The sequence below is a fragment of the Leucobacter sp. Psy1 genome, assembly GCF_020096995.1.
Classification (GTDB): Bacteria; Actinomycetota; Actinomycetes; order Actinomycetales; family Microbacteriaceae; genus Leucobacter.
Genome location: NZ_CP083692.1, coordinates 1,850,000 through 1,875,657, shown reverse-complemented (window position 1 = coordinate 1,875,657; position 25,658 = coordinate 1,850,000). Strand labels below are relative to the sequence as shown.

At 66.8% G+C, this 25,658-nt stretch carries 19 protein-coding genes and 1 pseudogene; 15 read left to right on the top strand and 5 right to left on the bottom strand.

Annotated elements, in window-relative coordinates; all coding sequences use genetic code 11:
* Positions 1 to 16: 16 nt before the first annotated feature.
* Both K8P10_RS08760 and K8P10_RS08755 read right to left on the bottom strand, forming a co-directional pair.
* Positions 17 to 1,240, bottom strand: coding sequence for a hypothetical protein (locus tag K8P10_RS08760; RefSeq protein ID WP_224778552.1), 1,224 nt, complete (start codon positions 1,238 to 1,240; stop codon positions 17 to 19).
* 44 nt (positions 1,241 to 1,284) lie between these two features.
* Complete coding sequence (locus tag K8P10_RS08755) at positions 1,285 to 2,007, bottom strand: MBL fold metallo-hydrolase (protein WP_224778551.1); 723 nt, start codon at positions 2,005 to 2,007, stop codon at positions 1,285 to 1,287.
* A gap of 54 nt (positions 2,008 to 2,061) precedes the next feature.
* Here K8P10_RS08755 and K8P10_RS08750 point away from each other — a divergent pair, with 54 nt between their 5' ends.
* The 13 genes and pseudogenes from K8P10_RS08750 to K8P10_RS08690 all read left to right on the top strand — a co-directional run bounded on the left by K8P10_RS08750 (position 2,062) and on the right by K8P10_RS08690 (position 18,550).
* Positions 2,062 to 2,613, top strand: coding sequence for a TetR/AcrR family transcriptional regulator (locus K8P10_RS08750; protein ID WP_224778550.1), 552 nt, complete (start codon positions 2,062 to 2,064; stop codon positions 2,611 to 2,613).
* Between the two features lie 24 nt (positions 2,614 to 2,637).
* Complete coding sequence (locus K8P10_RS08745; RefSeq protein ID WP_224778549.1) at positions 2,638 to 3,015, top strand: VOC family protein; 378 nt, start codon at positions 2,638 to 2,640, stop codon at positions 3,013 to 3,015.
* A 39-nt stretch (positions 3,016 to 3,054) separates the two neighbouring features.
* A pseudogene (locus K8P10_RS08740) lies at positions 3,055 to 3,678 on the top strand (GyrI-like domain-containing protein).
* A 152-nt stretch (positions 3,679 to 3,830) separates the two neighbouring features.
* Positions 3,831 to 5,432 carry an HNH endonuclease signature motif containing protein gene (locus tag K8P10_RS08735; protein WP_224778548.1) on the top strand — a complete coding sequence of 534 codons (1,602 nt, stop codon included), beginning with the start codon at positions 3,831 to 3,833 and terminating at the stop codon, positions 5,430 to 5,432.
* Between the two features lie 7 nt (positions 5,433 to 5,439).
* Positions 5,440 to 6,930 (top strand): amino acid permease, encoded by a 1,491-nt coding sequence (locus K8P10_RS08730; protein WP_370631833.1) that lies wholly within the window; start codon positions 5,440 to 5,442, stop codon positions 6,928 to 6,930.
* 76 nt (positions 6,931 to 7,006) lie between these two features.
* Positions 7,007 to 7,855 carry a 3-hydroxyacyl-CoA dehydrogenase gene (locus tag K8P10_RS08725; protein WP_224778547.1) on the top strand — a complete coding sequence of 283 codons (849 nt, stop codon included), beginning with the start codon at positions 7,007 to 7,009 and terminating at the stop codon, positions 7,853 to 7,855.
* 26 nt (positions 7,856 to 7,881) lie between these two features.
* Positions 7,882 to 8,214, top strand: a complete 333-nt coding sequence (locus K8P10_RS08720) for a chorismate mutase (RefSeq protein ID WP_224778546.1) — start codon at positions 7,882 to 7,884, stop codon at positions 8,212 to 8,214.
* A gap of 87 nt (positions 8,215 to 8,301) precedes the next feature.
* On the top strand, positions 8,302 to 12,033 hold the full coding sequence (locus tag K8P10_RS08715; protein ID WP_224778545.1) for an AAA family ATPase: 3,732 nt from the start codon (positions 8,302 to 8,304) through the stop codon (positions 12,031 to 12,033).
* A gap of 141 nt (positions 12,034 to 12,174) precedes the next feature.
* Positions 12,175 to 13,461 carry an ABC transporter substrate-binding protein gene (locus K8P10_RS08710; RefSeq protein WP_224778544.1) on the top strand — a complete coding sequence of 429 codons (1,287 nt, stop codon included), beginning with the start codon at positions 12,175 to 12,177 and terminating at the stop codon, positions 13,459 to 13,461.
* A gap of 104 nt (positions 13,462 to 13,565) precedes the next feature.
* The gene (ftsY, locus tag K8P10_RS08705) at positions 13,566 to 14,441 is read left to right on the top strand and encodes a signal recognition particle-docking protein FtsY (RefSeq protein WP_224778543.1); all 876 of its coding nucleotides are present in this window, start codon (positions 13,566 to 13,568) and stop codon (positions 14,439 to 14,441) included.
* A gap of 218 nt (positions 14,442 to 14,659) precedes the next feature.
* Positions 14,660 to 16,219, top strand: a complete 1,560-nt coding sequence (gene ffh / locus K8P10_RS08700) for a signal recognition particle protein (protein WP_224778542.1) — start codon at positions 14,660 to 14,662, stop codon at positions 16,217 to 16,219.
* Between the two features lie 153 nt (positions 16,220 to 16,372).
* A complete protein-coding gene (locus tag K8P10_RS08695) occupies positions 16,373 to 17,851 on the top strand; it encodes an APC family permease (RefSeq protein WP_224778541.1) in 1,479 nt (492 codons plus the stop codon).
* 90 nt (positions 17,852 to 17,941) lie between these two features.
* On the top strand, positions 17,942 to 18,550 hold the full coding sequence (locus K8P10_RS08690) for an ANTAR domain-containing response regulator (RefSeq protein ID WP_208238475.1): 609 nt from the start codon (positions 17,942 to 17,944) through the stop codon (positions 18,548 to 18,550).
* Positions 18,551 to 18,625: 75 nt separating this feature from the next.
* Here the strand turns inward: K8P10_RS08690 and K8P10_RS08685 are convergent, their stop codons facing one another.
* Positions 18,626 to 19,102 carry a hotdog fold thioesterase gene (locus K8P10_RS08685; RefSeq protein WP_224778540.1) on the bottom strand — a complete coding sequence of 159 codons (477 nt, stop codon included), beginning with the start codon at positions 19,100 to 19,102 and terminating at the stop codon, positions 18,626 to 18,628.
* 118 nt (positions 19,103 to 19,220) lie between these two features.
* Between K8P10_RS08685 and polA the strand changes: the two genes are divergently transcribed.
* Positions 19,221 to 21,839, top strand: coding sequence for a DNA polymerase I (polA, locus tag K8P10_RS08680; RefSeq protein ID WP_224781252.1), 2,619 nt, complete (start codon positions 19,221 to 19,223; stop codon positions 21,837 to 21,839).
* Positions 21,840 to 21,852: 13 nt separating this feature from the next.
* Here polA and K8P10_RS08675 read toward each other — a convergent pair whose 3' ends face one another.
* Complete coding sequence (locus K8P10_RS08675; RefSeq protein WP_224778539.1) at positions 21,853 to 22,689, bottom strand: hypothetical protein; 837 nt, start codon at positions 22,687 to 22,689, stop codon at positions 21,853 to 21,855.
* The gene (locus K8P10_RS08670; RefSeq protein WP_224778538.1) at positions 22,686 to 23,855 is read right to left on the bottom strand and encodes a helix-turn-helix domain-containing protein; all 1,170 of its coding nucleotides are present in this window, start codon (positions 23,853 to 23,855) and stop codon (positions 22,686 to 22,688) included. Before K8P10_RS08670 ends, K8P10_RS08675 begins: the two co-directional genes overlap by 4 nt.
* 278 nt (positions 23,856 to 24,133) lie before the next feature.
* Between K8P10_RS08670 and rpsA the strand changes: the two genes are divergently transcribed.
* Entirely contained in the window at positions 24,134 to 25,591 is a 1,458-nt protein-coding gene (gene rpsA / locus K8P10_RS08665) for a 30S ribosomal protein S1 (RefSeq protein ID WP_224778537.1), read from the top strand.
* Positions 25,592 to 25,658: the final 67 nt, after the last annotated feature.

Genomic DNA, 25,658 nt, shown 5'->3' with positions numbered 1-25,658 from the left:
CGGCATGCGCCTCGACTCAGAGCCGAGTATCGCGATCGATCTCGTGCGCCTCGATTCCCGGTGCGGTGAGCAACGCATCTGCGCACGACCGTGAGCAGGCGATGAGCGTCGAATCGAGATCGATGTCGGATACGAGGTACCAGTCTCGGTCCTTCGGCCACACGAGTGTGGGCGTCTGTGGATGATCCGCCGCCTCATCGCGTGCAATCCACGGGGCGGCGGCGATCCAGGCATCCGACGTGAATGCCGTGATCCCCGCCACGAAGCAGACATAATCGCGATCCGGGAGTTCGAGGCGCGGTCCCGTCGCGGCCCGCCGTGAGAGCACGCCACTGCCGAGCGGCAGCGCGCGGGCGCTCTCCCAACCCGGTGCCGGCCCGAACACCACGTCATCGTGGTCGCCCGCTTCATAGTCGCCCGCTTCGTGGTGCCGACCTCGGAGCCGTGCGATCCATTGTGGGAGTCGCAGTGCGCGGTATCCCAGCGACTGCAGGGCCGCGAGCGTGCCGAAGCGCGTGCGCCGCTCACGGAAGTCGTGCGCGCGCTGGAGCCACCATCGACGCACGCGTTCGAGCGGTGGCGGCGGCGAAGAGCTCCCGTCGTTGAATGCGGTGACGAACGCGACACCCTCCCCGCTGACCAGGCCGCCGAAACCCTCCCAAACGGCGGCGATGCCGGAGTCCGGAGTGCCGGTGTGCTGCTCGAGGACCCGAGCCACACGCGCCAAGGTCGCCGTATCGAGGGACCCGTCTCGGGGCAATTCGTAGCGGTATCCGTCCTCGGCCACGTCATCGAGATCGAACTCGTCATCGGATAGGCCGACGAGCTTCCGGCTCAGAGAATCCGGTGCGGGGTGTGCGCTTTTGGCTCCCGCGCGCTGTCGTTCTTCCCGTGGGCGAAGTGCATCGACCGCCTCCGCCCACGTCACGGGTTCTTCCGCGATCTCCGGCAGCCGTTCCCAGTCCTCGTCGGCCTCGGCTTCCGAATTCAGTCGCTCGTACTCGGCCCAAGTCGTACCCTCCGGCCACTGTCGGAAGAACGGGTGGAGAACGCGGACGATGGCGTCGTATCCGCGCGGAACCATCCACCCGAGTGCGGGGCCGTCAACGGGCGTCTCGTCTTCCGTTGCTGGCCCGACCGCCGCGTCGAGACGCTCCGCGACCCAGGATCCGCACTCGGGGCCAGGCACCCACGCGAATGCGCTGTCAGCCCGGTCCATTCCGCCATCGCGAGATTCCATGCCAGCACTGTACTGCGTGCAGCGGAGCTGAGGGGGGCGCAGGACTATCGAGCGGTACGAGACTCGGCCTCGACTGCGGCGATGGCGGCATCGACACCCGAACTCCACGGGTGACCGTGACCGGGGAGCACCCACTTCGCTGCGGCGCCCCGGAGGCGCTCGAGCGAGTCGAGAGCCTGCTCGGGATCATCTGTGAAGGGAGCGGGCTGTGGTCCCCGACGTCCCGTGAGGACGTGACGAGTGGTCAGGCCGTCGCCCACGAATACGGCGTCGACGGACGGAGAGAAGACGGCGATGCTCCCTGGGGAATGGCCGGGAAGGGCGATGATCTCGGGTGCGCCCGGGAGGTCGAGCGTCTCCCCGCCGCGAATCTCGGTGACCTCCGTGAGCCAGGTGGTCCGGAACCCGCCGCGGCGGATCGCATATGCCAGGTACCCGAGCAATGGTCCGATCCGCATTGACGGTCGAGATGTCTTCGGCTTGCTGTCGCCCTTCGCGCGTGCTGCGTCCCCCGAGTGGATGTAGACGGGAACTCCGTGCTCCCGCCGGAGGCGCTCGGCGAACCCCACGTGGTCGGAATCGCCGTGGGTCAGGATCAGGCCGCGGATGTCTTCGACGTCGCGGCCGAGTTCGGCGAGCTCGTCGAGCAGTTCCCTCCAGTGCCCCGGGAGGCCCGCGTCGATGACGGTGACCCCCTCCTCGGTGACGATGAGATAGACGGCGACGATGTCGTTACCGATGCGGTGGAGACCGGGAGCGAGCTGCATGATAGCTACTGTAGTTAGCCATGATAGCTAGTGTCAATAGCTATAATGCTCGGTATGCCCACACCCGAGAAGACATCCCTCGCCGAGATCGTGCGGGTCGCCCGCGACATTCTTGAAATGCGGGGCCTGACCGGTCTCACGATGCAAGCTGTGGCGGAGCAGGTCGGCGTGCGCTCCCCATCGCTGTACAAACGCGTTGAGGGCCGAGACGGACTCATCCGGCTGGTCGCCGAGGCGACCCTTACGGAACTCACGGAACGGTTGCGGGCTGCGACGAGTCTCGAGGATCTCGCCGGACGTTTCCGTGCCTTCGGCCACGAGTGTCCGGCAGCCTTCCAACTGGTCGCGACCCCGGGCCCCGGAGTGCCCTTGGCGCGACACGAGTTCGGTGCAGCCGCAAGTGAGCCGGTGCTCCGTTGGACCGGATCGATCGCAGGGGAGGCGCAGGCGCTCGAGGCGGCGCGCACATTCACCGCGTGGGGGGTGGGGTTCGTGAGTATGGAGCTCAATCACGGGTTCAACCTCGGCGGTGATGTGGATCAGGCGTGGGAGTTTGGTGTGTCGGCCATCCTCGCGGGTATCGGGTCGCACCACCCGCGTCTATGATGCAGAAAACCCTTGGAGGTCTCCATGTCCCATCCCACGCACCACTCCATCAGCTACATCGAGTTCGGTGTGACCGACCTCGCCGCCGCCCGGGCGTTCTACGAGTCGGCCTTCGGCTGGCAGTTCAACGACTACGGGCCGGAGTACGCCGGGATCAAGTCGCCGTCCGATGATCCCGGCGATTCCGATGGGGGAGAGATCGGCGGGCTGAGCACGTTCGCGGCTCCGAACGCGGACGGCCCACTGGTCCTCCTGTTCTCCACCGACCTGGATGCATCGGTCGACGCGGTCACCGCTGCAGGCGGCACCATCGTCGCGGGTCCCTACGACTTTCCGGGAGGCCGGCGATTCGAGTTCACCGATCCGAGCGGCAACCGTCTGGGTGTATTCGCGGACTCGTGAGCCCGCGGTGATCTCGTATCGGACTGGGGGACCGCACCGATGACCGGCAAGATCGATTTCAAGAAGTCACTCGACCTCTACCGGGCGAAGGTCGGTGAGTATCGGTTGGTCGAAGTGCCGCGTATGCAGTACCTCATGATCGATGGACACGGCGACCCGAACACCGACCCGTCCTACTCCGCCGCGCTCGAAGCGCTGTATCCGGTGGCCTAAGCCATCAAGTTCGCGAGCAAGCGCGAGCTCGGCCGCGACTACGTCGTGCCGCCGCTCGAAGGGCTCTGGTGGGCGGACGATATGGAGGCATTCACGGGCGCCCGTGACAAGTCGCGGTGGGACTGGACGACGATGATCATGGTTCCCGAGTGGATCGCCGCCGACGTCGTCGCTGAAGCCATCGCCGCAGTCGAGACGAAGAGTAACCCCGAACGACTCCCAGATGTGCGACTGGAACCCTACGCCGAAGGGCTCAGCGTTCAGACGCTGCACCTGGGGTCGTTCGATGCAGAGGGTCCCGTGCTCGAACGCATGCATCGCGAATTCATCCCTGGACTCGGCCTCGAACTCAGAGGAAAGCACCACGAGATCTATCTCAGCGACGCTCGGCGCGTGCCGCCCGAGAAGCTCCGTACCGTGCTGCGACAGCCGGTGCGTGCGAAGGGGTAGGGCGAGTGGCGAGGGGCGAGGGTGAGGGTCGAGGGCGAGCTGCACGGTGCCGAAGTCGTCCCCAGGCGTCACATTCCCAGTAGCGCCGGCGTGTTATCCACCTCATGCCCGCACGCCGCGCCGCGGCCGGTCAGGATCGACAGACTGGATACATGGACACACTCTCGGGCATCTCAGAGCAGGTAGCGCACATGCGCCAACTGCTCGACGGGGTGACCGACGGCGCTACCGAAGACCCGATCGCGTCGGCAGTCGGAGAGCTCTCCGACGACGCAGTCGTCGAACTCCTCCAGGCGGCAACAACCATCGGCCGATCGGTCGAGCACATCAGATCCGTCGCCGCAGGCGCCGTCGCTCTCCGCTCGCGTCAGGACCGTGGCCACACCGGACTCGCGCAGTCCCGCGGCCACCGGAACAGTGTCTCGCTCGTGCAAGAACTCACGGGAGGCACCCGCTCCGAAGCTGCGAAACAGGTGCGCGTGGGCGAATCCCTGTTCGACGCGAATCAGCGGGTCGAATCCCCTGGCGAGGGGACACGAAGAGTCGATACGCCCGTGTGGCATGCGCCACTCGCACACGCACTGCGTCGCAGCCGCCTGACCATCGCACAGCACGACGCCATCAGACGCGGACTCGGGGAGCCTCCCGGTGCGTCCGGCACCCTCGACCACGCAGCCGCGGTCTCCGCATGGGCGCTCGCCGCAGAGGAACTCATCGAGGAAGCCGCACGTGTGTCAGTCGAGGAACTGGCGAAGAGTGCCCGCATCCTGCGAGACCGCCTCGACCCCGAGGGTGCCGAACGCCGATTCCGAGCTCGGTACGAGAACCGGTCATTCACCATCTGGAGCGATAGCGAAGGGGTGTCCCATGGGCGATTCGTGTTCGACGACGAGTCCGCGGCCTGGGTTCGCTCCATCATCGACTCGGCGCTCAGGGCACGCAGAGGCGGGCCCCGCTTCGTCGACCCAGAGGCTCAGAAACGCGCGAAGGAGCTGACCGACGACCCACGCTCCAACGAGCAGCTGACGTTCGACCTCATTCTCGATGTCCTCAAGGCCGGAGCGCTCGCCGACGCCGAGACGGTGTTCGGGGTGCGCCAGGCCGGTGTGCGGCTCGTGCAGGTGCGCAAACGGTCAGGCGCACTCGGAGTCCAGGCTCACCTTGAGGAGGACGGAACGCCGCTCCCGGGTTGGGTGGTTCACCAGCGGATCTGCTCCTCCGGCATCCGCAGCACGGTCACCGATGCGCAGGGGGATCCCCTGGACGTCGGTCGTGAACACCGCCTCTACACCTCACGGCAGAGGATCGCGCTCGCCCTCCGCGACGGCGGGTGCCGCTGGAAGGGATGCGACCGGCCAGCTTCATACTGCGAAGCGCACCACATCGACGAGTGGGTCGCGGACCATGGTCGAACCGACATCGACCGCGGCATACTGCTCTGCGCGTTCCACCACCGGGAACTCCACGCGAACGGGTGGCGGATCACCCGGGAGGAACGTGATGACTTCGTCTTGCACCACCCGTCTGGGGCGCAGACAGTGCTCCCGAGACCAATCAGGCTGAGACATGCGTGGCCGCCCCCGAAATCACGACCCCTCAGTCGGTTGCCGCACGAACCTAGTTCAGGGTCGGGCAACACGCGACCGGCCGCTCTCGTGCACGCGCGCGCACGGGTCCCCTCTTCATCCGCGGCACCGAGTATCGTGTCAGAGGTCCTCGACGTCGCGGACGGCATGTACGCGACAGAGGAATGAGCAGAAGATGAGTGCGGCAACGGGCGAGCGCAGCGACGCGGCGACAGGCGGTCGGCCGCCGGAGCAGGAACCCGGCCTCAAGCGGGGCCTCACCGCCAGGCACATCAGATTCATGGCACTCGGATCGGCGATCGGTACGGGGCTCTTCATGGGATCCTCCGGGGCGATCCAGGCCGCCGGGCCCGCCGTGCTGCTCGCGTACATCGTCGGCGGCGCCGCAGTCTTCATGGTGATGCGGGCCCTCGGAGAGATGGTCGTGCGCTTCCCCGTCTCGGGGTCGTTTGCGCAGTACGCCTCGCGATACATTCACCCGTTCGCCGGGTTTCTGGTCGGCTGGAGCTTCGCGTTCGAGATGTTCCTCGTCGCGGTATTCGACGCGACGGCGATCGCCGTGTACATGCGGTTCTGGTACCCCGATGTCTCCCAGTGGGTGTGGGTGCTCGCGGTGGTGTGCTTCATCGCGGCGATCAACCTCATCGGCGTGAAGGTCTTCGGCGAGCTCGAATTCTGGTTCGCCGTGATCAAGATCGGCGCGATCGTCGCCTTGATCGTCGCGGGCGTGGGCATCATCCTCTTCGGCTTCGGGGCCGCAGGCCACGAGCACATGGGACCGCAGAACCTCGTCGACCACGGGGGATTCATGCCCCACGGCGTCTGGGGTGTACTCGCCTCGCTCACGATCGTGATGTTCGCGTTCGGAGGCATCGAGATCATCGGCGTCACAGCGGGAGAGGCCCAGAATCCGACTGAGGTCATGCCGAAGGCGATCAACTCGGTTCCCCTCAGGATCCTGCTCTTCTACGTCCTCACGCTCGGCGTCATCATGTGCATTCAGCCGTGGACCGAGATCACGGGGGAGACGAGCCCGTTCGTGTCGATCTTTGAATCGATCGGATTCCAGGCCGCTGCAGCGGTCTTCAACGTCGTGCTGGTCACTGCCGCACTGTCGGCGATGAACGCCGACGTGTACGGTGCCGGACGGATGCTCCACGGACTCGCGGAGCAGGGCCAGGCACCACGCGCGTTCACGAGGACCACACGGAACGGTGTGCCGATCCTGACCGTCGTCACGATGGTCATCGGTCTCCTGATCGGGGTGGTGCTCAACGCGCTGTACCCCGATCAGGTGCTCTTCCTCCTCGGAGCCCTCGCGACGTTCGCGACGGTACTCGTGTGGATGGTGATCCTCATCGCTCACCTGCGGATGAAGCGCGAGATGCGGCTCGAGCAGCACGAACCGAGCCTGTTTCCGGTGCCGCTGTGGCCGGTGGCGTCGTGGCTGACCCTGGGGTTCATCGTCTTCGTCATCGCCATGGTCGGCATCGTGCCCGACTCCCGCCCTGCCCTGATCGTCGGATTCGTCTGGATCGCACTGCTCGTCGTCTGCTATCTGGTGTTCGTTCGCGGCAGTGGCCGAGAGCCGTACCGCCTCGAGGCGCGGGCGGAGCAGGGCTCGCTCTCAGCGAAATCCAGCACGCCGAGCGTCGGGAGAGAGTAGACCTGAGGGTGAGGCCTGACGGCCGCGATGAACGACCGCCGGACCGGATCGAACCACGAATCCCGAAAGGCAGCACATGCAGAACCTCACCGTCCTGGGCACCGGAGTGCTCGGCTCGCAGATTATCTTCCAGGCCGCGTACTCCGGCAAGAACGTGGTCGCCTACGACCTGAGCGACGAGATCCTCGCCAAGCTTCCGGATCGCTGGGAGTACCTCAAGCCCCTGTACCTGCGGGACCTCGAGGATGCCACCCCCGAGAAGCTCGACGCTGCCGTCGGTCGGATCCGCGCGACATCGGACCTCGCAGATGCGGTGAGCGATGCCGACATCATCATCGAAGCGGTACCCGAGCGGCTCGACATCAAGCAGCAGACCTGGGAGCAGGTCGGCGCGCTGGCCCCTGATCGGACGATCTTCTGCACCAATTCGTCGACCCTGCTCCCGAGCGACATCGCCGAGTTCACCGGCCGGCCGGAGAAGTTCCTCGCCCTGCACTTCGCGAACGAGGTGTGGCGCGCCAACACCGGCGAGGTGATGCAGCACGCCGGCACGGACCCCGAGGTCTTCGAAGCCGTCGCGCAGTTCGCGGAAGAGATCGGCATGGTGCCGATCCGGATATACAAGGAGCAGCCCGGATACGTCCTGAACTCGCTCCTCGTGCCGCTGCTCGACGCGGCCGCGCAACTGCTCGTTCGCGGGGTCGCCTCCGTGGAAGACATCGACAAGACCTGGCGCATGGCCACCGGTGCACCGAACGGCCCGTTCGAGATTTTCGACGTCGTCGGCATGATGACGCCCTACACCTTGAACAAGGACAGCGAGAATCCCGAGTCGCGCGAGTTCGCGGAGCTGATCAAGCGCGACTACATCGACAAGGGGTACCTCGGCAAGGGATCCGGACGAGGGTTCTACACCTACGAGTAGGACGCCGCAGCCGCCACGGTAGGGGAATGGCATCGAACCCCTCTGACGAGATCAGAGCTCACCCCGCTCTGAGCGAGGTCAGGACGCAGATCGATGCGCTCGACCGGCGCATCGTCGCGCTCATCGCCGAACGCCAGACATGGGTCGAGACCGCCGGTGCAGTGAAGTCTGATGCATCGGCGGTTCCGGCACCAGATCGGGTCGAACAGGTGATCGCGAAGGTTCGCGCCCTGGCGAAGGAGAACGGTGCGTCGCCGGACATCGTCGAGAGCGCGTACCGTGCCCTGATCGCGGGTTTCATCGAGCTCGAGCTCGAACAGCACGCCTCACGTGCGAAAGCCGCGCGAAACCCCTGGTAGCGCGCCGGGAAACGCCCGCGAATCGGGTAGCGTAGCCGTGTAGTCGCCCGGGCCGCACACGCGCCCGAGCTCGGAAAGGAACACGGCGTGCATCTCAAGAGCCTCACGCTCAAGGGCTTCAAGTCCTTTGCACAGTCGACCACGTTCGAGTTCGAACCGGGCGTGACCGCCATCGTGGGGCCGAATGGCTCGGGCAAGTCGAATGTCGTCGATGCCCTCGCCTGGGTGATGGGCGAGCAGGGTGCCAAGACCCTGCGCGGCGGCAAGATGGAGGACGTCATCTTCGCCGGCACCTCCACTCGCGGCCCGCTCGGCCGCGCCGAGGTGAAGCTCACCATCGACAACTCGGACGGGGCGCTCCCGATCGAGTACTCCGAAGTGACGATCAGTCGCACGCTGTTCCGGAACGGTTCGAGCGAGTACGCCATCAACGGCGAGAACTGCCGACTGCTCGACGTCCAGGAACTCCTGAGCGATTCCGGGCTCGGCCGAGAGATGCACGTGATCGTCGGGCAGGGACAGCTGGACGCCGTGCTGCGGGCCACCCCGGAAGACCGGCGCGGCTTCATCGAAGAAGCAGCGGGCGTGCTGAAGCACCGCAGGCGGAAGGAGCGCACCCTCCGCAAACTCGACGCTATGGAGACGAACCTCACCCGACTGAACGACCTCGCGGGGGAGATCAGACGGCAGCTGAAACCGCTCGGCAAGCAGGCCGAGGTCGCGAAGCAGGCGCAGACCATCGCCGCCGAGGTACGCGATGCCCAGGCCAGGTTGCTCGCCGACGACGTCGCGAGGCTCCGTGCCGAGCTCAACGACCTCGCCAAAGCGGAGAGCGAGCAGCACTCAGAGCGCATCGTGCTGCAGGAGCAGGTCGAGCAGAAACAGCTCCGCATCTCGCGACTCGAACAGGAGCAGCAGAGCGAAGAGCTCGACGGCGCCCGCAGGGTGACGCTCGCGCTCGAGTCGGTGCAGTCGCGCCTGCGCAGCCTGTACTCCGCCGCGCAGCAGCGACTCACCTTCCTCGCTACCCAGGCTGAAGCGCCGGAACAGGCGAACCGCATCACCCGAGCATCCGTGGAGGAGGCTGCCGAGGAGGAGCGGGCGCTGGCAGAGCTGATCCCCGTCGCCGAACGTGCGTGGGAGGACGCGAGCGCCGCCACGCGGAAGGCCCGGACGGCGCTCGATGCGACCGACGAGCACATCGCCGCGCAGAGCGCGCTGGTGTCGAAGCACGACTTACGCCTTACCGAGCTGCGGGGGCGCGTCGAGACCGCCGAGAAGCAGCGCGACGCCGTTGCGCAGGAAGTGCATCGACGCGAGCAGGCGGTGACGCAGGCCGAGGAGCGCGCGGCTGAGGCGACGCAGCGACTGAGCGCCTTCGAAGCGGAGCACGGCGAGGCGGCGGCCGACGCGCAGGACGGTGAGCCCGAGGGGCTCGATCACGCCTATCGCGTCGCACAGGAGCAGCAGTCAGCGGCCGAAACCGAACGCGACGAGACGCGCGAACGGCTGCACGCCCTCGAGCAGGAGCGCGCCGGCCTCGACGCGCGCATCAGCGCGCTCGCGCGATCCCTGGATCAGCGCGACGCCTCAGGAGCGGTGCTCGAGCGGGCGACGACCGGTCTGCTCGGCCGCGTCGCCGATCATGTGCGTACTCGCGACGGGTACGAAGCGGCCATCGGTGCAGCGCTCGGCTCGTTCGCCGACGCGCTGCTCGCAGCCGACGCACAGGCGGCCGACGCAGCCGTCTCCTCCGCGCACCGGGACGATCTGGGACGCCTGGACGTAGTGATCGCTCGTCCGGCCACCGCACCTGAATCGAGTGCCCCGACGACTGCCCACGCGGTGCGCGCCGTGGACGTCATCGACGCCCCGGCGGGTGTCGCGGGCTTGCTCAGTCGCAGCTATATTGCGGAAGACCTCGAGAACGCCCGGCAGGCGGCTGACGAACTCCGCACGGTCCTTCCGCGCGGATCCTTCACGGTCGTCACGAGCACCGGCGACGTGCTCACCGAGTTCACGCTGACCGGGGGATCGGGACTCGCCCCGTCCCGGATCGAGCTCACGGTCGACCGCGAGAATGCCGAGCGCCGGCGTGATGAAGTGTCTGCGGAGATCGACGACGCGAACGCCCTGCTGGCGGAGCAGCGCGAACGAGCAGCGCGTGCGAAGCGCGAGGTGCAGGATGCCTACACTGAGCTCCGCGCCGCCGACGCGCGTCTGGCGGAGTTCGCGAAGCAGCGCCAGCAGCTGACGGTGCGCGCCGAGGCCGGGCAGGCGGAGGCCGCACGTGCACGTCAGGCACTCGCCGAGGTCACCGGTTCCGTCGAGCAGGCGGAGGCCGCCGTCTCCCGGGCCGCACACGACCTCGCAGAGGCCGAGGCCACCCCGCGCCCCATGCTCGATGCAGGCCAGCGCGACGCGCTGCAGGTCGAGCTCGAGCAGGCTCGTGCTGCGGAGATGGAGCGGCGCCTCGAGCTCGAAACCGCTCGTGAGCGCGCCCGCGCCGCCGAATCGCGGACGCGTGCGCTGCGCGAGCAGTTCGCCGCCGAGCGGGCAGCGGCAGAGGAAGCGGCCAAACGGGCGGTGCTCCGTTCGAGGCAGGCCGCGCGCGCGGAGGGCGTGACGCGGGTGCTCCCCGGCATCCTCGACTCCTGCGGACGGTCGCTCGAGGAGGCCAGAGCCGCGCAGCGGAAGGCCGAGGAGGAGCGTGCCCGCAACAGTCAAGAGCTCACGCTCCTGCGCTCGGAAGAGGCAGAGCTCCGCCACCGCCTCCAGCAGATCACCGAGCGGGTGCACGGCGCCGAACTGAAGAGCTACGAGCGCAAGCTCCAGTTGTCGTCGCTGCTCGAGCGTTCGGGAAACGAGCTGGGCCTCGTCGAGGACGTGCTCATCGCCGAGTACGGACCGGATCAACTCATCCCGGTGCTCGACGCGGGGGTGGAGGAGGCCCAGGCGGACGGGCCAGAGCCCGCCGAATCGGCAGCGACCACGGGCACCGATCACGGCTACGCGAACGACCTGGAAGCGGAGCTGGCTCGCGAGCTCGGGCTCGACGGCGACTCGGGGAACGCAGCAGGGGAGGAGGGTCAGACGGAGGGTGCCCCCGACACGTCGGCCGGTTCCCCTTCGCAGGCGGACTCCGAGGCGCCGACCGGTACCCCGTTCGTCCGCGCCGAACAGGAGAAACGCCTCGCCCGCGCCCAGCGCCAGCTGTCGCAACTCGGGCGGATCAACCCGCTCGCCCTCGAGGAGTACGCGGCGCTCGAGCAGCGTCACCGCTTCCTCGCCGACCAGCTCGCGGATCTCACGCGCACCCGCGCCGATCTCATGAGGATCATCGAGGAGCTCGATGAGAAGATGCAGGGGATCTTCGCCGCCGCTTTCGCGGACACGCAGGAAGCGTTCGCGCGGGTCTTTCCGATCCTGTTCCCCGGAGGGTCGGGGGATATCAGCCTCAGCGATCCGGACAACATCCTCTCCACCGGCATCGACATGGCGGTGCGCCCTGCGGGCAAGCGAGTGGAGCGGCTCTCGCTGCTCTCCGGCGGAGAACGCTCCCTGGCCGCGGTCGCCTGGCTGATCGCGATCTTCCAGGCCCGTCCGAGCCCGTTCTACATCATGGACGAGGTCGAGGCGGCCCTGGACGACGCGAACCTCGGCCGGCTGCTGCAGGTGTTCGAGACGCTGCGCGAGAACTCCCAGCTCATCGTCATCACCCACCAGAAGCGCACCATGGAGATCGCCGACGCGCTCTACGGGGTGTCGATGCGCGAGGACGGGATCTCGGCGGTCGTGGGACAGCGGATCGCAGCGTAGGTATCGGATCATCGCGTATCACTATGTGAGGTGGTGCCGGTGCTCATCGGTGCCAGGACCGTAGCCGCCCGGATCGATAGAATCGGGGAGGTGCCGCGGAGCCGATGTCACCCAGGGAAGAGGAATGCGAGGTTGATGCAGGTGTGCACCAGGAAGACGACGCGCGCTCTGGCGATCCTCGCAGTGGTCGGCTGCGCGCTGACCGGGTGCAGCGGGACCGAGAACGTGGCAGTTCGCGGCGAAGATCGGGATCAGAATGCTGATGTCCTGCAGATCGGTACCTTGTTACCGCAGACAGGGGAGCTCTCGTACCTGCTTCCCGGCCCGCAGGCGGCAGCGACGCTCGCAGTGCGCGACGTCAACGATGCGGGCGGGGTGCTTGGCCAAGACGTCGAAGTCGTCGTCGAAGCTGACGAGGGCGACAGCTCGGACCCGATGGTGATTGCGGACAGCGTCGATGACATCCTCGCAGCGGACCCCGCTTTCGTGCTCGGGGCAGTGGGCACTGCCATGACGAACGCCGCGATGCCTCGCCTCACCGAGGCGGGAGTGCTGATGGGGTCACCCTCAAATAGCGGGACCGCCTTGACGGGTGTGAACGATCTCTACTTCCGCACTGCTCCGCCTGACTCGATGCAAGGCACAGCGCTCGGTAACCTCATCGCCCGGGACGGTCGGGAACGGGTAGCCGTACTCGTCGTCGATGACGAGTACGGGACCGTCATCCGTGATCGCCTCGAAGAAACTCTGAACGAGAAGGATGTCGAGCTCGTCTACGGTGTCGAGGGTGCGGGCGAGGAGCTTCCAACGGATCAGACCGACTTCTCCGCCGAAGCGGCTGCGGTGCAGGCAACCGATCCCGACGCAGTCGTTGTGCTCGGCTCCGATCAGACTCGGCAGATCATTTCGGCGCTCGCGGACCAGGATTTCGACCTGGCGGACCTCTACCTCGTGGACCGCAATACCAACGACTTCGGCCCCGAAACGGAAACGGGAGGCTTCGATCCCGGATTGCTCGAGGGTGCTCACGGCATGATCCCCGGCGCACGGGTCGATGAGGAGTTCCGCCAGCAACTCCTGCCGGTCTCGGAGGAAACCGAGAACGGTGAACTTGACTCGGTCAACTACGCTCCGGAGGCATACGACGCGGTCATTCTCGTCGCGCTCGCCGCGCAACGGGGCGGTGCGGCCGACTCGAGGACGATCAGCGACAACCTGAGAGCAGTTTCGGGAGCCGATGGCGGAGCAACGTGCTCGGCGTACGGCGAGTGTCTCGCGCTGCTCGAGACTGGGGAAGAGATTCACTACCAGGGCCGGGCGGGTATCGGTCCCATGACCGAGGATAACGATCCCTCGACCGCGCAATTCGGTGTATACGAGTACGACGAGAACAACGCGCCTGCATACGCGAGTTCGATCGAGGGGTGACACTCGGCCGACGCGTGGGCGGACCGGCCAACGCGTGACGCTCTGATGTCCAACAGAGCGTCGAGATTGCGAGAGCCGGATCGGCCCGGAGATAGGATCGTTGCATGGCAGAGCGATCCTGGTCCTTCGGGAATATCTTCAAGAACGTCTTCTCCGGCACCGAGGAGATCACCGAGGAGACCTGGGATGATCTCGAGACGGCGCTCATCGGCGCCGATTTCGGACCCGATACTGCGGACGCGATCCTGGACGAGCTCCGCGACCTCGTGAACCGGCACCGCGTCACGGACGCGAAGGAGCTGCGCCGCATGCTCCGCGAGACGATCGAGGAGCGCCTGGCGCGCTTCGACCCGACCCTTCGGCTCCAGGATCGCCCGTCGGTCGTGCTCGTCGTCGGCGTGAACGGCGTCGGCAAGACGACGACGATCGGCAAGTTCGCCAAGTACCTGCGCACCTTCGACCGGAAGGTCGTCGTGGGAGCTGCCGACACGTTCCGCGCGGCGGCCGTCGAACAGCTCGCCACCTGGACTGAGCGCGCAGGCGTCGACATCGTCAAGCCGCAGCAGCAGGGTCAGGATCCCGCCTCGGTGGCGTTCCAGACCGTGGAGCGGGCGCAGGAGGGTGCGTACGACGTCGCGATCATCGATACTGCCGGTCGCCTGCAGACGAAGGGTGGCCTGATGGACGAGCTGTCGAAGGTGCGCCGAGTCGTGCAGAAGCGATCGCCGATCGCGGAGGTGCTGCTCGTGCTCGACGCGACGACTGGGCAGAACGGGCTGGCGCAGGCCGAGGCGTTCATCGAGCACGCCGGGGTCACCGGACTCGTGCTGACGAAGCTCGACGGGTCGGCGAAGGGCGGGTTCGTGCTCTCGGTGCAGCAGAAGACCGGGCTTCCGGTGAAGCTCGTGGGGCAGGGCGAGGGCATCGGGGACCTGACGGGCTTCACGCCGCACGTCTTCGCGCAGCAGCTGGTGGGCTAGCCGCGAGGAAGCATCGCTTCGGAGCGTCTAGCCCAGCGCGGCCACTGCCGCGGCCCACGGAGCGAAGCGCGGGGTGGGCTAGCCGCGAGGAAGCATCGCTTCGGAGCGTCTAGCCCAGTGCGGCTACTGCCGCGGCCCACGGAGCGAAGCGCGGGGTGGGCTAGCCGCGAGGAAGCATCGCTTCGGGGCGTCTGCCACTCCGGTAGAATGGGTGCACCATGGCTACTTTCGGAAATCTGTCGGCACGACTCACCGAGACACTCAAGAATCTGCGGACCAAGGGCAAGCTCTCGGCCGCCGATGTCGACGGGACGGTGCGCGAGATTCGTCGCGCACTGCTCGAGGCGGACGTCTCTCTCGAGGTCGTCAAGGAGTTCACCGGGCGGGTGCGGGAGCGCGCCCTCGGCGACGAGGTCAATCGCGCCCTGAACCCGGCCCAGCAGGTCGTGCAGATCGTCAACGAGGAGCTCGTCGGCATTCTGGGCGGCGAGAGCCGGCGGCTGCAGTTCGCGAAGAACCCTCCGACCGTCATCATGCTCGCGGGCCTGCAGGGTGCGGGTAAGACGACGCTCGCTGGCAAGCTCGCGAAGTGGTTGAAGGATCAGGGCCACACCCCTCTCCTCGTGGCGAGCGACTTGCAGCGTCCGAACGCGGTGACGCAGCTCGGGGTCGTCGCGGAGCAGGCTGGCGTCGCGATCTTCGCCCCTGAGCCGGGCAACGGCGTCGGCGACCCGGTGAAGGTCGCGAAGGACGGCGTGAAGGAGGCGAAGACGAAGCAGTACGACTTCGTCATCGTGGATACCGCTGGTCGCCTGGGCGTGGACCAGGAGCTCATGAAGCAGGCCGCGAACATCCGCAAGGCCGTCGACCCCGACGAAGTGCTGTTCGTGATCGACGCGATGATCGGTCAGGACGCCGTTGCGACGGCGAAGGCCTTCCAGGAGGGCGTCGATTTCACGGGTGTCGTGCTCACGAAGCTCGATGGCGATGCGCGCGGTGGTGCCGCCCTCTCCATCCGGAGTCTGACGGGTCGCCCGATCCTCTTCGCGTCGACGGGTGAGGGGCTCGGCGATTTCGAGCCGTTCCACCCGGATCGCATGGCGAGCCGGATCCTCGATCTCGGCGATGTGCTCAGCCTCATCGAGCAGGCACAGCAGGCGTTCGACGAGGACGAGGCGCGCAAGGTCGCCGAGAAGATCGCGAAGGATCAGTTCACCCTCGACGACTTCCTCGGCCAGATGCAGCAGCTGCGCGGAGCCGGCTCCATCAAGAAGATGATGGGCATGCTCCCCGGCATGGGCAAGATGAAGGAGCAGCTCGACGCCTTCGATGAGCGGGAGATCGTGCACACGGAGGCGATCATCCAGTCGATGACGCGCGCGGAGCGCCAGAACCCGAAACTGCTCAACGGCTCCCGTCGACTGCGCATTGCGCGCGGTTCCGGCATGACCGTCACCGATGTGAATCAGCTCGTGCAGCGATTCGAGCAGGCCGCGAAGATGATGAAGACCGTCTCGAAGGGCGGCATGCCGCAGATGCCAGGGATGGGAGCGATGCCCCCTGGCATGGGCGGACACGGCGGCAAGAAGAAGCAGGTCAAGGGCAAGAAGAAGTCGGGATCCCGGTCCGGCAACCCCGCGAAGCGGGCGCAGGAGAGCGCCGAGGTGAAGCCAGCAGCAGCGGGTGGTTCGGGGTTCGGCCTGGGCGGGGCTCAGGCGCAGCCCTCCGAAGAAGATATGGCGCAGATCCAGCAGATGCTCGGTCGCGGCATGCGCTGATCCCGTTTCTTGCGGCAGCGCATCCCTGCGTGCTGCGCAGTGGTGGCGCTCGCCGGTCGCTGAATCGGCTATATTGAGACTCCGCTGATCGTGCGGAGTGGGAATCTCCTCGGCCAGCGCGCTCCACACCGGCGCACGAGGAAGGCTGAGACGATGGCCAAGCTGAACACTGAAGTGGTCGTAGCCATGGAGGGTGAGGAGCAGCACGGGGGACTGAAGAAGGTCATCGGCCCCAAGCTGCTCCTGCTGCTCATCATGGGCGACATCATCGGAGCGGGAATCTTCGCGATCACCGGCCGCGTCGCAGGGCAGGTCGGGGGCATGGCGTGGCTGCCGTTCCTCATCGCGTTCACGATCGCGACCCTGACGGCGTTCTCGTACCTCGAGCTGGTCACGAAGTACCCGTACGCTGCCGGTGCGGCGCTTTACGCGCACAAGGCGTTCGGGGTTCACTTCGTGACGTTCATCGTCGCTTTCGCGGTGGCGAGCTCGGGCATCACGAGCGCGGCGACCTCCGCGACCCTGGTGGGGCAGAACATCCTGATCGGCGTCGGCCAGTTCGTCGAGGGGGTACCGACCGACGCGACGGCGACGATGTTCGCGGCGATCGCGATCATCGTGATTCTGGCGCTCATCAACCTGCGCGGTGTGGGGGAGAGCGTCAAGTTCAACCTCGTCCTCACGCTCGTCACGCTCTCGATCATGGGCGTCATCATCTTCATCGGGGCCGTCGCGATCATTCAGGGCGAGGGCGATGTCAGCCGCCTCGTCGTCTTCGAGACGCCCGAGGATCGCGGCATCTTCGCAGCCGTCACGATGGCGACCGCTATCGCCTTCTTCGCGATGGTCGGGTTCGAGGATTCGGTGAACCTCGTCGAAGAGTGCAAGAACCCGCAGCGCGACTTCCCCCGGATCATGCTCACCGGACTCGGGCTCTGCGCGCTCATCTACATGCTCGTCGCGGTGACCGTGATCATGGTGATCCCGCCCGGCGACCTCCTCAACCCGAAGAACCCTGACGCGGGGATCCTGCTCGACGTCGTGCGCATCGGTGCTCCCGGCATTCCGGTCGATGCGATCTTCCCGTTCCTCACCGTCTTCGCCGTGGTGAATACGGCCCTCATCAACATGCTCATGGCCAGCCGGCTCCTCTACGGCATGGCGAAGCAGAACGTGCTGCCCCGGCCGCTCGCGGCAGTGCTGCCGAAGCGTCGGTCGCCCTGGGTGGCGATCCTGTTCAGCACCCTGCTCGCCGTGGGCCTCGTGATCTTCGTGAATCAGAACTCCGACAGCGGCATCGTGGGTCAGCTCGGCGGCACGACGGCGCTTCTGCTGCTCTGCGTCTTCGCCGTGGTGAATGTGGCGCTGCTGATCCTGAGGCGTGATCCTACGCCGGAGGGCGGATTCCGCGCCCCCACGGTGATCCCGATCCTGGGCGCCGTCACGAGCCTGTTCCTCGTCGGCCCGTGGGCGCGCAGCCGTGAGGACTGGATCCAGTACGAGATTGCCGGACTGCTGCTCGCGATCGGCGTGGGGCTCTGGCTGGTGACGTGGATCGTCACCGCCATCCACCGGAAGGCGACGAATTCAGAGAGCGCTTCCGGGCGCGATCGCGACAGAACGCGAACATGACCGACGATCGGAATCCGGAAGCGGCGCGATCGCCGAAATCGGTTCCGATCTTGAAGCTTTCCCCGAGACGAATGGAATAGGGTAGATAACGTGACTGAGGAAACCAGCAATACCAGCGAGACGCGACGCGTCGTCGTCGCCGAGGACGAGTCCCTGATCCGTCTCGACATCGTCGAGACCCTGCGCGACAACGGCTTCGACGTCGTCGGTGAAGCCGGCGACGGTGAGACCGCTGTGGCGCTCGTCGAAGACCTGCGGCCCGACCTCGTCGTCATGGACGTGAAGATGCCCCAGCTCGACGGCATCTCGGCGGCTGAGCGGATCAACAAGAATAATCTCGCTCCCGTCGTGCTGCTTACGGCCTTCAGCCAGCGCGAGCTCGTCGAGCGCGCCACCGAGGCCGGGGCGCTCGCCTACGTCGTAAAGCCGTTCACCCCGGCCGACCTGCTCCCCGCCATCGAGATCGCGCTCTCGCGCTTCCAGCAGATCACGGCGCTGGAATCCGAGGTCGCCGACCTCGCCGAGCGCTTCGAGACTCGGAAGCTCGTCGATCGTGCCAAGGGCATCCTGAACCACAAGATGGGCCTGAGCGAGCCCGAGGCGTTCCGCTGGATCCAGAAGGCGTCGATGGATCGTCGACTCACGATGCAGGACGTGGCGAAGACCATCATCGATCAGCTCGGACCGAAGAAGGACTGACGCAAGACCCGAGCGGCCTGCCGGCCGCAGCGAAGACCGCAGTGAAACGCCCGGGATGCGATCCCGGGCGTTTTGCTATGCTACCCGCTTGTACAGGTTGGTGATGCGCACGGTGGAGCAGCGTCGGCCCCGCTCATCGGTGATCGCGATTTCGTGCACGGTCAGCGTGCGGCCGAGGTGGATCGGAGTGCAGACCCCCGTCACGATCCCCGCGGTCGCGGAGGCGGTGTGCGTCGCGTTGATGTCGACACCAACGGCGGCGTGACCCTGAGGGGCGAGGAAGTTCGCGTGCATCGAGCCGAGCGACTCGGCCAGCACCACGTACGCGCCTCCGTGCACGAGCCCCATGGGCTGAGTGTTGCCTTCGACCGGCATCGTGGCGACGGCACGCGAGGGAGTGAACTCGGGGAACTCGATGCCCATCCGTACGGCGAGTGCGCCGAGGCCGCGTCTGGCGAGGTATTCCTGGCCGGTCTCACCGGCGATACGCTCGTCGGCGGGGTTCGTCTGGTCCGCGGGGCTCGCTGGCGTGGAATCGGGTGTCGAAGTCATCCGGATGCTGTCTCCATCGTCTGAGGGGTCGAACCGGCCGGGCCGCCGCAGGTGCCTGACGAATGTCGTGGGCCCCTTGTAGGCTGTCACCGTGCCGAATAGCAATCAGCCTACCCTCATGGTCATCGACGGACACTCCCTCGCGTTCCGGGCGTTCTACGCGCTGCCGGTGGACAGCTTCCAGACGCAGAGCGGTCAGCATACGAACGCGATCCACGGCTTCATCGCCATGCTGATCAACCTGCTCAGCAATGAGAAGCCAGACTCGCTCGCGGTGGCGTTCGACATCTCGAGGCACTCGTTCCGCACGGAGGAGTACCCGGAGTACAAGGGCACTCGCGGGGAGACGCCGCCGGAATTCAAGGGCCAGGTGCCGCTGCTGCAGGAGGCGCTGCACGCGATGGGCATCCGAACTATCGAGAAGGAGAACTTCGAGGCAGACGATATCCTGGCGACGCTCGCGACGCAGGCCTCGGAGGCCGGATATCGGGTGCTCGTGGTCAGCGGCGACCGCGACACCATCCAGCTCGTGGACGACAACGTCACGCTGCTCTACCCGTCCAAACAGGGGGTGAGTGAGTTGACCCGGTACGACGCCGAGAAGGTCATGGAACGGTACGGGATCCGGCCCGAGCAGTACCCGGAGATCGCGGCCCTCGTCGGTGAGACGAGCGACAACCTCCCCGGCATCCCCAAGGTTGGCGAGAAGACGGCCGTCAAGTGGATCAACCAGTTCGGCTCGCTCGAGGAGATCCTGCGACGTCAGGACGAGGTGACCGGCAAAGTGGGCGAGAGCCTGCGCGAGCACGCGCACCTCGCCGAACGGAATCGCAGGCTCAACCGGCTCGTACGCGATGTCGATCTGGGGCTCGCGCTCGATGATCTGAAGCGCGAAGACATCGACATGGGGCTCGTGCAGCCGGTGTTCGCGAAGCTCGAGTTCCGCACGCTGATGCAGCGGGTGGCGAAGCTCGCCGGAACGGATGTGCCCGCAGCCGGGACGACCCCGGAGTCGTTGGCGCCGACGCGGCCCGAGACGGTCACGCTGATCGACGAGGAACTCGGCAACTGGCTCGAGAAGGCCGAGCGACCGGCCGTAGTGATCTCCCAAGGACATGGCGGATACGATGTGGGACTCGCGACGCCCGAGTCCACTGTCGCGCTGCACTGGCAGCCTGGCGGACGGGATTACGCGCTGTTCGAGCAGTGGCTCGCCTCGGACGCGCCGAAGGTCTTCTTCGACGCAAAGGCGCAGATGCACCTCATCGCTGGCACGGGTGCTCGGATCGGCGGCGTCGTCGGCGACGCGCTCGTCGCTGCGTGGCTGGTGAGGCCGACCGGGCCGGAGAAGACGATCGCCGAGGCGGTCTTCCGCTACCTCGGCGAAGAGGTGCCGACCGGGGATCCGAACCAGCTCGTCCCCGAAGAGGGGAGCGTCGCCGACCAGGCCGAACTCGCCTGGTACGTGACCCGTGTCCACGAGGCGATCGTCGAGCGCTTCCCCGAGCGCACCGGAGACATCTACGAGACGATCGAGATCCCGCTGCTGCCGGTCCTCGCCGAGCTCGAGACTCGCGGTGTCGCCATCGACCGCCCGCTGCTGGAGGCGCACGAGGCGGAGCTCACCGACCGGGTGGCGACACTGCAGCAGCGCGCCTTCGACGCGATCGGGCACGAGGTCAATCTCTCCTCGCCGAAGCAGCTGCAGGAGGTGCTGTTCGAAGAGCTCGAGATGCCGAAGACCCGCAAGACGAAGAGCGGCTACACGACCGATGCGGCGGCGCTCACCGACCTGCAGCTCAAGAACCCGCACCCGTTCCTCGATGCGCTGCTCTCGCACCGCGACGCGAACAAGCTCCGCCAGATCGTGGAAACGCTGATCAAGGCGGTGCAGAACGACGAGCGCATCCACACGACGCTCGTGCAGATCGGCGCGAGCACCGGTCGGCTCGCCTCAACCGACCCGAACCTGCAGAACATCCCCGTGCGCAGTGACGAGGGGCGACGCATTCGCGAGGCGTTCACACACGCCGCCGAATACGAGACGCTCATGACCGCGGACTACTCGCAGATCGAGATGCGAATCATGGCCCACCTGTCGGGCGATGAGGGGCTCATCCAGGCGTTCAACGAGGGGGAGGACCTGCACCGTTTCGTCGGCGCCCGCATCTTCGGCGTCGAGCCCGCAGAGGTCACGAACGAGATGCGATCGAAGGTCAAGGCGATGTCGTACGGGCTCGCCTACGGGCTTTCGCCCTTCGGCCTCTCCAAGCAGCTCGGTATCACCTCGGCCGAGGCGAAGCAGTTGATGACGGACTACTTCGAACGATTCGGCGGGGTGCGGGACTACCTCCGCTCCGTGGTCGAGCAGGCCAAGGTCGACAAGTACACCGAGACGATCTTCGGTCGCCGCAGGCCGTTCCCCGACCTTGCGAGCCCGAACCGGATCCTGCGCGAGAACGCTGAACGTGCGGCGCTCAACGCGCCCATTCAGGGGTCTGCCGCTGACATCATCAAGTTCGCGATGATCCGAGTGGAGCAGCGGATGCAGGATGCGGAGCTCAGGTCGCGCATGCTCCTCCAGATCCACGATGAGCTCATGTTCGAGGTCGCCGAGGGGGAGTGGGACCAGCTCGAGGCGATCGTCCGCGAGGAGATGGCCGGAGCAGCGGATCTGTCCGTGCCTCTCGAAGTGCAGGTCGGCCACGGCGAGAACTGGAACGCGGCCGCCCACTAAGAGGAGTGCCGGATTACGCCGGATCCGCCGGGTGCGCCGCGAAGAACAGCCGCTGCGAGGTGTGCACCGTGAGCGGATCCTCGGAATAGGTGCCTCCGATGACGGCGGAGAAGCGCCCTTCCGGGGCGAGTGAGCGGGCCGTGCGGATCGACCGGGTCCGGCACAGTCGGTCGGCGATGATCGCGGAACCCGGCGCGTGGACCCCGGCGATCCAGACCACGACGCGTTCCGGGTCGTCGTCGACGGCTTCCAGCGTCCGCGACAGGTACCCGATGTCGGATCGCGTGTCGCCCGCTGTCCCGGCATTACTCGGCCGCTCGCCCGGCGGCGTCGTAGGCTCGCCCAGTCCCGCCGATTCGGCTCGCGTCGATGAGTCACCCCGCACCGCCGACTCGTTCAGTGCCGCTGCAGCATCGCTCTTGGAGCGATAGCGCACCCCGCCGCCCTCCAACGTCCATCCCCGAGCGTCCTCCTCGAACGCGAGCACGGGGTCGCGTCGCATCGCGTTTCTGACCTCATCGGAGTTCTTCGGTCCGCAGACGACGATCGTTCCCGGCGTGTCCAGGCGGAGGGGGTCGTGCGGGCGCAGGAACCGGAAGCGCGTCTCGATTCCGAACCTCGTGAGGAATCGCTGCAGCTCGAGACCCGTCATGAAGTCGGGTTCCGAGACCGCCGTCCGCCCGTCGAGGGTGCGCAGGGGAAGGAGCACATCGACGCGGTCTCCGCCGAAGAATGACTGCACCCGGTATCGCCGGATGCGGCGCCTGGAGAAGACGATGATCCAGGAGACGATCGCGATGACCGTGCCGGCTCGAGCCAGCCAGTCGAGGATCACCGCCGCGGTCGTCATCGCACGACCACGAGCGTCGCGTCGTCGACTTTCGCGCCAGGGATGCCCGAACGGGCCTCGCGCACGCGCGCCACGGACTCTTCCGGCGGGGATTCCACCCAGCTGGTGAACGCCGACCGGCGCGTCCGCCAGGGCGAGGTGGTCCCGAGCACGTCGAGCATGCCGTCGCTGACGAGCAGTACGGGGCCGAGCGTATCCGCGTACCCGTGCAGCGCGTGCCGTGCCGCCTCGGGTGCCCCCGAAGCCACCCAGTAGCCGCCGGGACGGTTGCGCATGGCGAGTTCGGCGCGGTAGAGCTCCGCGGATCGCTCGGCGATCTCGGCGGCATCGGCGCCCGCGGCCCTGGCACGCTTGCGTGCCTCTCGCTCGGCGACGGCTACCGAGGCCAGCCGGTCATCGGTGATCAGCGTGACACGCCTGGGGGAGGCCGCAGTGCGACCGGCGACGGCGCCTCGGCTCGGCGAACTGCCGCCCAGGCCGCCGCCGCTCAGGTCGCTGACGTTCATGTCGCCGGCGCCCAGGTCGCCGATGGGAAAGCCGCCACCGTTGACGTGGCTGTCACCCGGCCCTCCAGCCTGCAGGAGCAGACCCGCGTCGCCCAGCACCAGCCACTCGAAGCCGGAGCCGGAGCGTCGCACCATGGCGACCGTCGCGGCGGGTCCCGGTTCGGCGGCGGGCCAGGTGGCCGCGCGATCGATCGCGTCGGCGAGGATCTCCGTGAGCGAAGTCTCGGTATCAGCTGCTCGCTCCCTGACCGCCTGACTGAGCGCATGCGCATAGGTGCGCGCATCGAGTGATTGCACCGTCTCACCGGGCTGGGTGGCACCGTCGATGACCCACGCGAGCGGGCCCTCGGCGCCCCACGCGTCCTCGTTCGGTCGCTCGAAGCTCCCGGGCAGCGAAGCACCGACGGCGCGAATGTCGTCCAGCTGCCGCAGCGTGAGCTCCATGCCTAGACTTTCGGCGGCCAAGGCGACTCCGTCGACGCCGGGGGAGGTGCTGCCGCCCTCCAGCTCTGAGACCCACTTCCGACTGCGGCCGACGCGCGCGGCGAGTTCGGCCTGCGAGACCCCGAGCATGCGGCGGCGGGCGCGGATCGACCGACCGATCGCGGGCGCGCTCCAGGCCTCTCGCTCGACGAGTTGCTGCGGGTGAACCAGTGACATGACCACAGTGTAACAAATACCTCGCAATGTATGGGAAGTATCGGTGACATCAGTCCATGCGGGGATGCTGAGGGGGATCGGTCCGTCAGTGTTCCGACCGACCGAGTCGGTCCGACCGAGCCGGATCGCCGGCGCGCGGCGCGCGGACGTTTGAGTTCGGGCGTGTCGCGAGGTAAGCTTGAGCGTCGCTACTGTGGCGATTCAACCCTGTCCGAGCGCGGTTCGCAGGCACTTGCCGGGAGCCGCCCGATTCCATGTCCATTCTGGAGACCAATTACATGACGAACGCAACGACCGAAAAGGCAAACAAGCAGGTCGCGATCAACGATATCGGCTCTGCCGACGACTTCCTTGCCGCGGTCGAGAAGACGCTGAAGTTCTTCAACGACGGTGATCTCATCGAGGGCACCGTAGTCAAGATCGACCGCGACGAGGTGCTCCTCGACGTCGGTTACAAGACCGAGGGCGTCATCCCCTCGCGCGAGCTGTCCATCAAGCACGACGTGAACCCCGATGAGGTCGTTCAGGTCGGCGACTCCGTCGAGGCACTCGTGCTCCAGAAGGAGGACAAGGAAGGTCGCCTCATCCTGTCGAAGAAGCGTGCGCAGTACGAGCGCGCTTGGGGCGACGTGGAGCGCATCAAGGAGAACGACGGCGTCGTCACCGGCACCGTCATCGAGGTCGTCAAGGGCGGCCTCATCGTTGACATCGGCCTTCGCGGCTTCCTGCCGGCTTCGCTCATCGAGCTCCGCCGCGTCCGCGACCTCACCCCCTACCTGGGTCAGGAGATCGAGGCCAAGATCCTCGAGCTCGACAAGAACCGCAACAACGTGGTCCTCTCGCGCCGCGCTCTCCTCGAGGAGACGCAGTCCGCGACCCGTTCGTCCTTCCTCGCCGAGCTCAAGCCCGGCCAGGTGCGCAAGGGCGTCATCTCGTCGATCGTCAACTTCGGTGCGTTCGTCGACCTGGGCGGCGTCGACGGCCTCGTGCACGTCTCGGAGCTCAGCTGGAAGCACATCGAGCACGCTTCGGACGTCGTCGAGGTGGGCCAGGAGGTTACGGTCGAGGTGCTGTCCGTCGAGATGGACCGCGAGCGCGTCTCGCTGTCGCTGAAGGCGACGCAGGAGGACCCGTGGCAGGTCTTCGCCCGTACCCACGCGATCGGCCAGATCGCCCCGGGCGTCGTCACCAAGCTCGTTCCGTTCGGTGCATTCGTGCGCGTTGCGGACGGCATCGAGGGCCTCGTGCACATCTCCGAGCTCTCGGGCCAGCACGTCGAGCTCGCCGAGCAGGTCGTCCAGGCCGGCCAGAAGGTGTTCGTCAAGATCATCGACATCGATCTGGATCGCCGCCGCATCTCGCTCAGCCTCAAGCAGGCGAACGAGGGCGTCGACCCCGAGGGCACCGAGTTCGATCCGGCGCTCTACGGCATGACGACCGAGTACGACGAGAACGGCGAGTACAAGTACCCCGAGGGCTTCGATCCGGAGACCCAGGAGTGGAAGGAAGGCTTCGAGTCGCAGCGCGAGAAGTGGGAGCAGGAGTACGCTGCTGCCCAGGAGCGCTGGGAGGCCCACAAGGCGCAGGTCGCCGCTTCCCTCAACGAGGAGATCGCCGCTCCCAAGCAGGAGTCGTCGTCGAGCAACTCGAACTTCGCGAGCGATGCGGCTTCGGCCGGCGCTCTCGCGGACGACGAGGCGCTTGCCGCTCTGAAGGCGCAGCTCGAGGGCAACTAACCCCGAGAAGCGTTGCTGCGCAGGCCCGGTCCCGTTCATTCGGGGTCGGGCCTGCGGCCGTTACGGG

Excerpts from the sequence above, each read along its gene's own strand:
- K8P10_RS08735 (WP_224778548.1), top strand. The coding sequence starts at position 3,831 with ATGGACACACTCTCGGGCATCTCAGAGCAGGTAGCGCACATGCGCCAA.
- K8P10_RS08720 (WP_224778546.1), top strand. The coding sequence starts at position 7,882 with ATGGCATCGAACCCCTCTGACGAGATCAGAGCTCACCCCGCTCTGAGC.
- polA (WP_224781252.1), top strand. The coding sequence starts at position 19,221 with ATGGTCATCGACGGACACTCCCTCGCGTTCCGGGCGTTCTACGCGCTG.
- ftsY (WP_224778543.1), top strand. The coding sequence starts at position 13,566 with ATGGCAGAGCGATCCTGGTCCTTCGGGAATATCTTCAAGAACGTCTTC.
- K8P10_RS08750 (WP_224778550.1), top strand. The coding sequence starts at position 2,062 with ATGCCCACACCCGAGAAGACATCCCTCGCCGAGATCGTGCGGGTCGCC.
- K8P10_RS08675 (WP_224778539.1), bottom strand. The coding sequence starts at position 22,689 with ATGACGACCGCGGCGGTGATCCTCGACTGGCTGGCTCGAGCCGGCACG.
- rpsA (WP_224778537.1), top strand. The coding sequence starts at position 24,134 with ATGACGAACGCAACGACCGAAAAGGCAAACAAGCAGGTCGCGATCAAC.
- K8P10_RS08670 (WP_224778538.1), bottom strand. The coding sequence starts at position 23,855 with ATGTCACTGGTTCACCCGCAGCAACTCGTCGAGCGAGAGGCCTGGAGC.
- K8P10_RS08760 (WP_224778552.1), bottom strand. The coding sequence starts at position 1,240 with ATGGAATCTCGCGATGGCGGAATGGACCGGGCTGACAGCGCATTCGCG.
- K8P10_RS08695 (WP_224778541.1), top strand. The coding sequence starts at position 16,373 with ATGGCCAAGCTGAACACTGAAGTGGTCGTAGCCATGGAGGGTGAGGAG.
- K8P10_RS08725 (WP_224778547.1), top strand. The coding sequence starts at position 7,007 with ATGCAGAACCTCACCGTCCTGGGCACCGGAGTGCTCGGCTCGCAGATT.
- K8P10_RS08755 (WP_224778551.1), bottom strand. The coding sequence starts at position 2,007 with ATGCAGCTCGCTCCCGGTCTCCACCGCATCGGTAACGACATCGTCGCC.
- ffh (WP_224778542.1), top strand. The coding sequence starts at position 14,660 with ATGGCTACTTTCGGAAATCTGTCGGCACGACTCACCGAGACACTCAAG.
- K8P10_RS08685 (WP_224778540.1), bottom strand. The coding sequence starts at position 19,102 with ATGACTTCGACACCCGATTCCACGCCAGCGAGCCCCGCGGACCAGACG.
- K8P10_RS08745 (WP_224778549.1), top strand. The coding sequence starts at position 2,638 with ATGTCCCATCCCACGCACCACTCCATCAGCTACATCGAGTTCGGTGTG.
- K8P10_RS08730 (WP_370631833.1), top strand. The coding sequence starts at position 5,440 with ATGAGTGCGGCAACGGGCGAGCGCAGCGACGCGGCGACAGGCGGTCGG.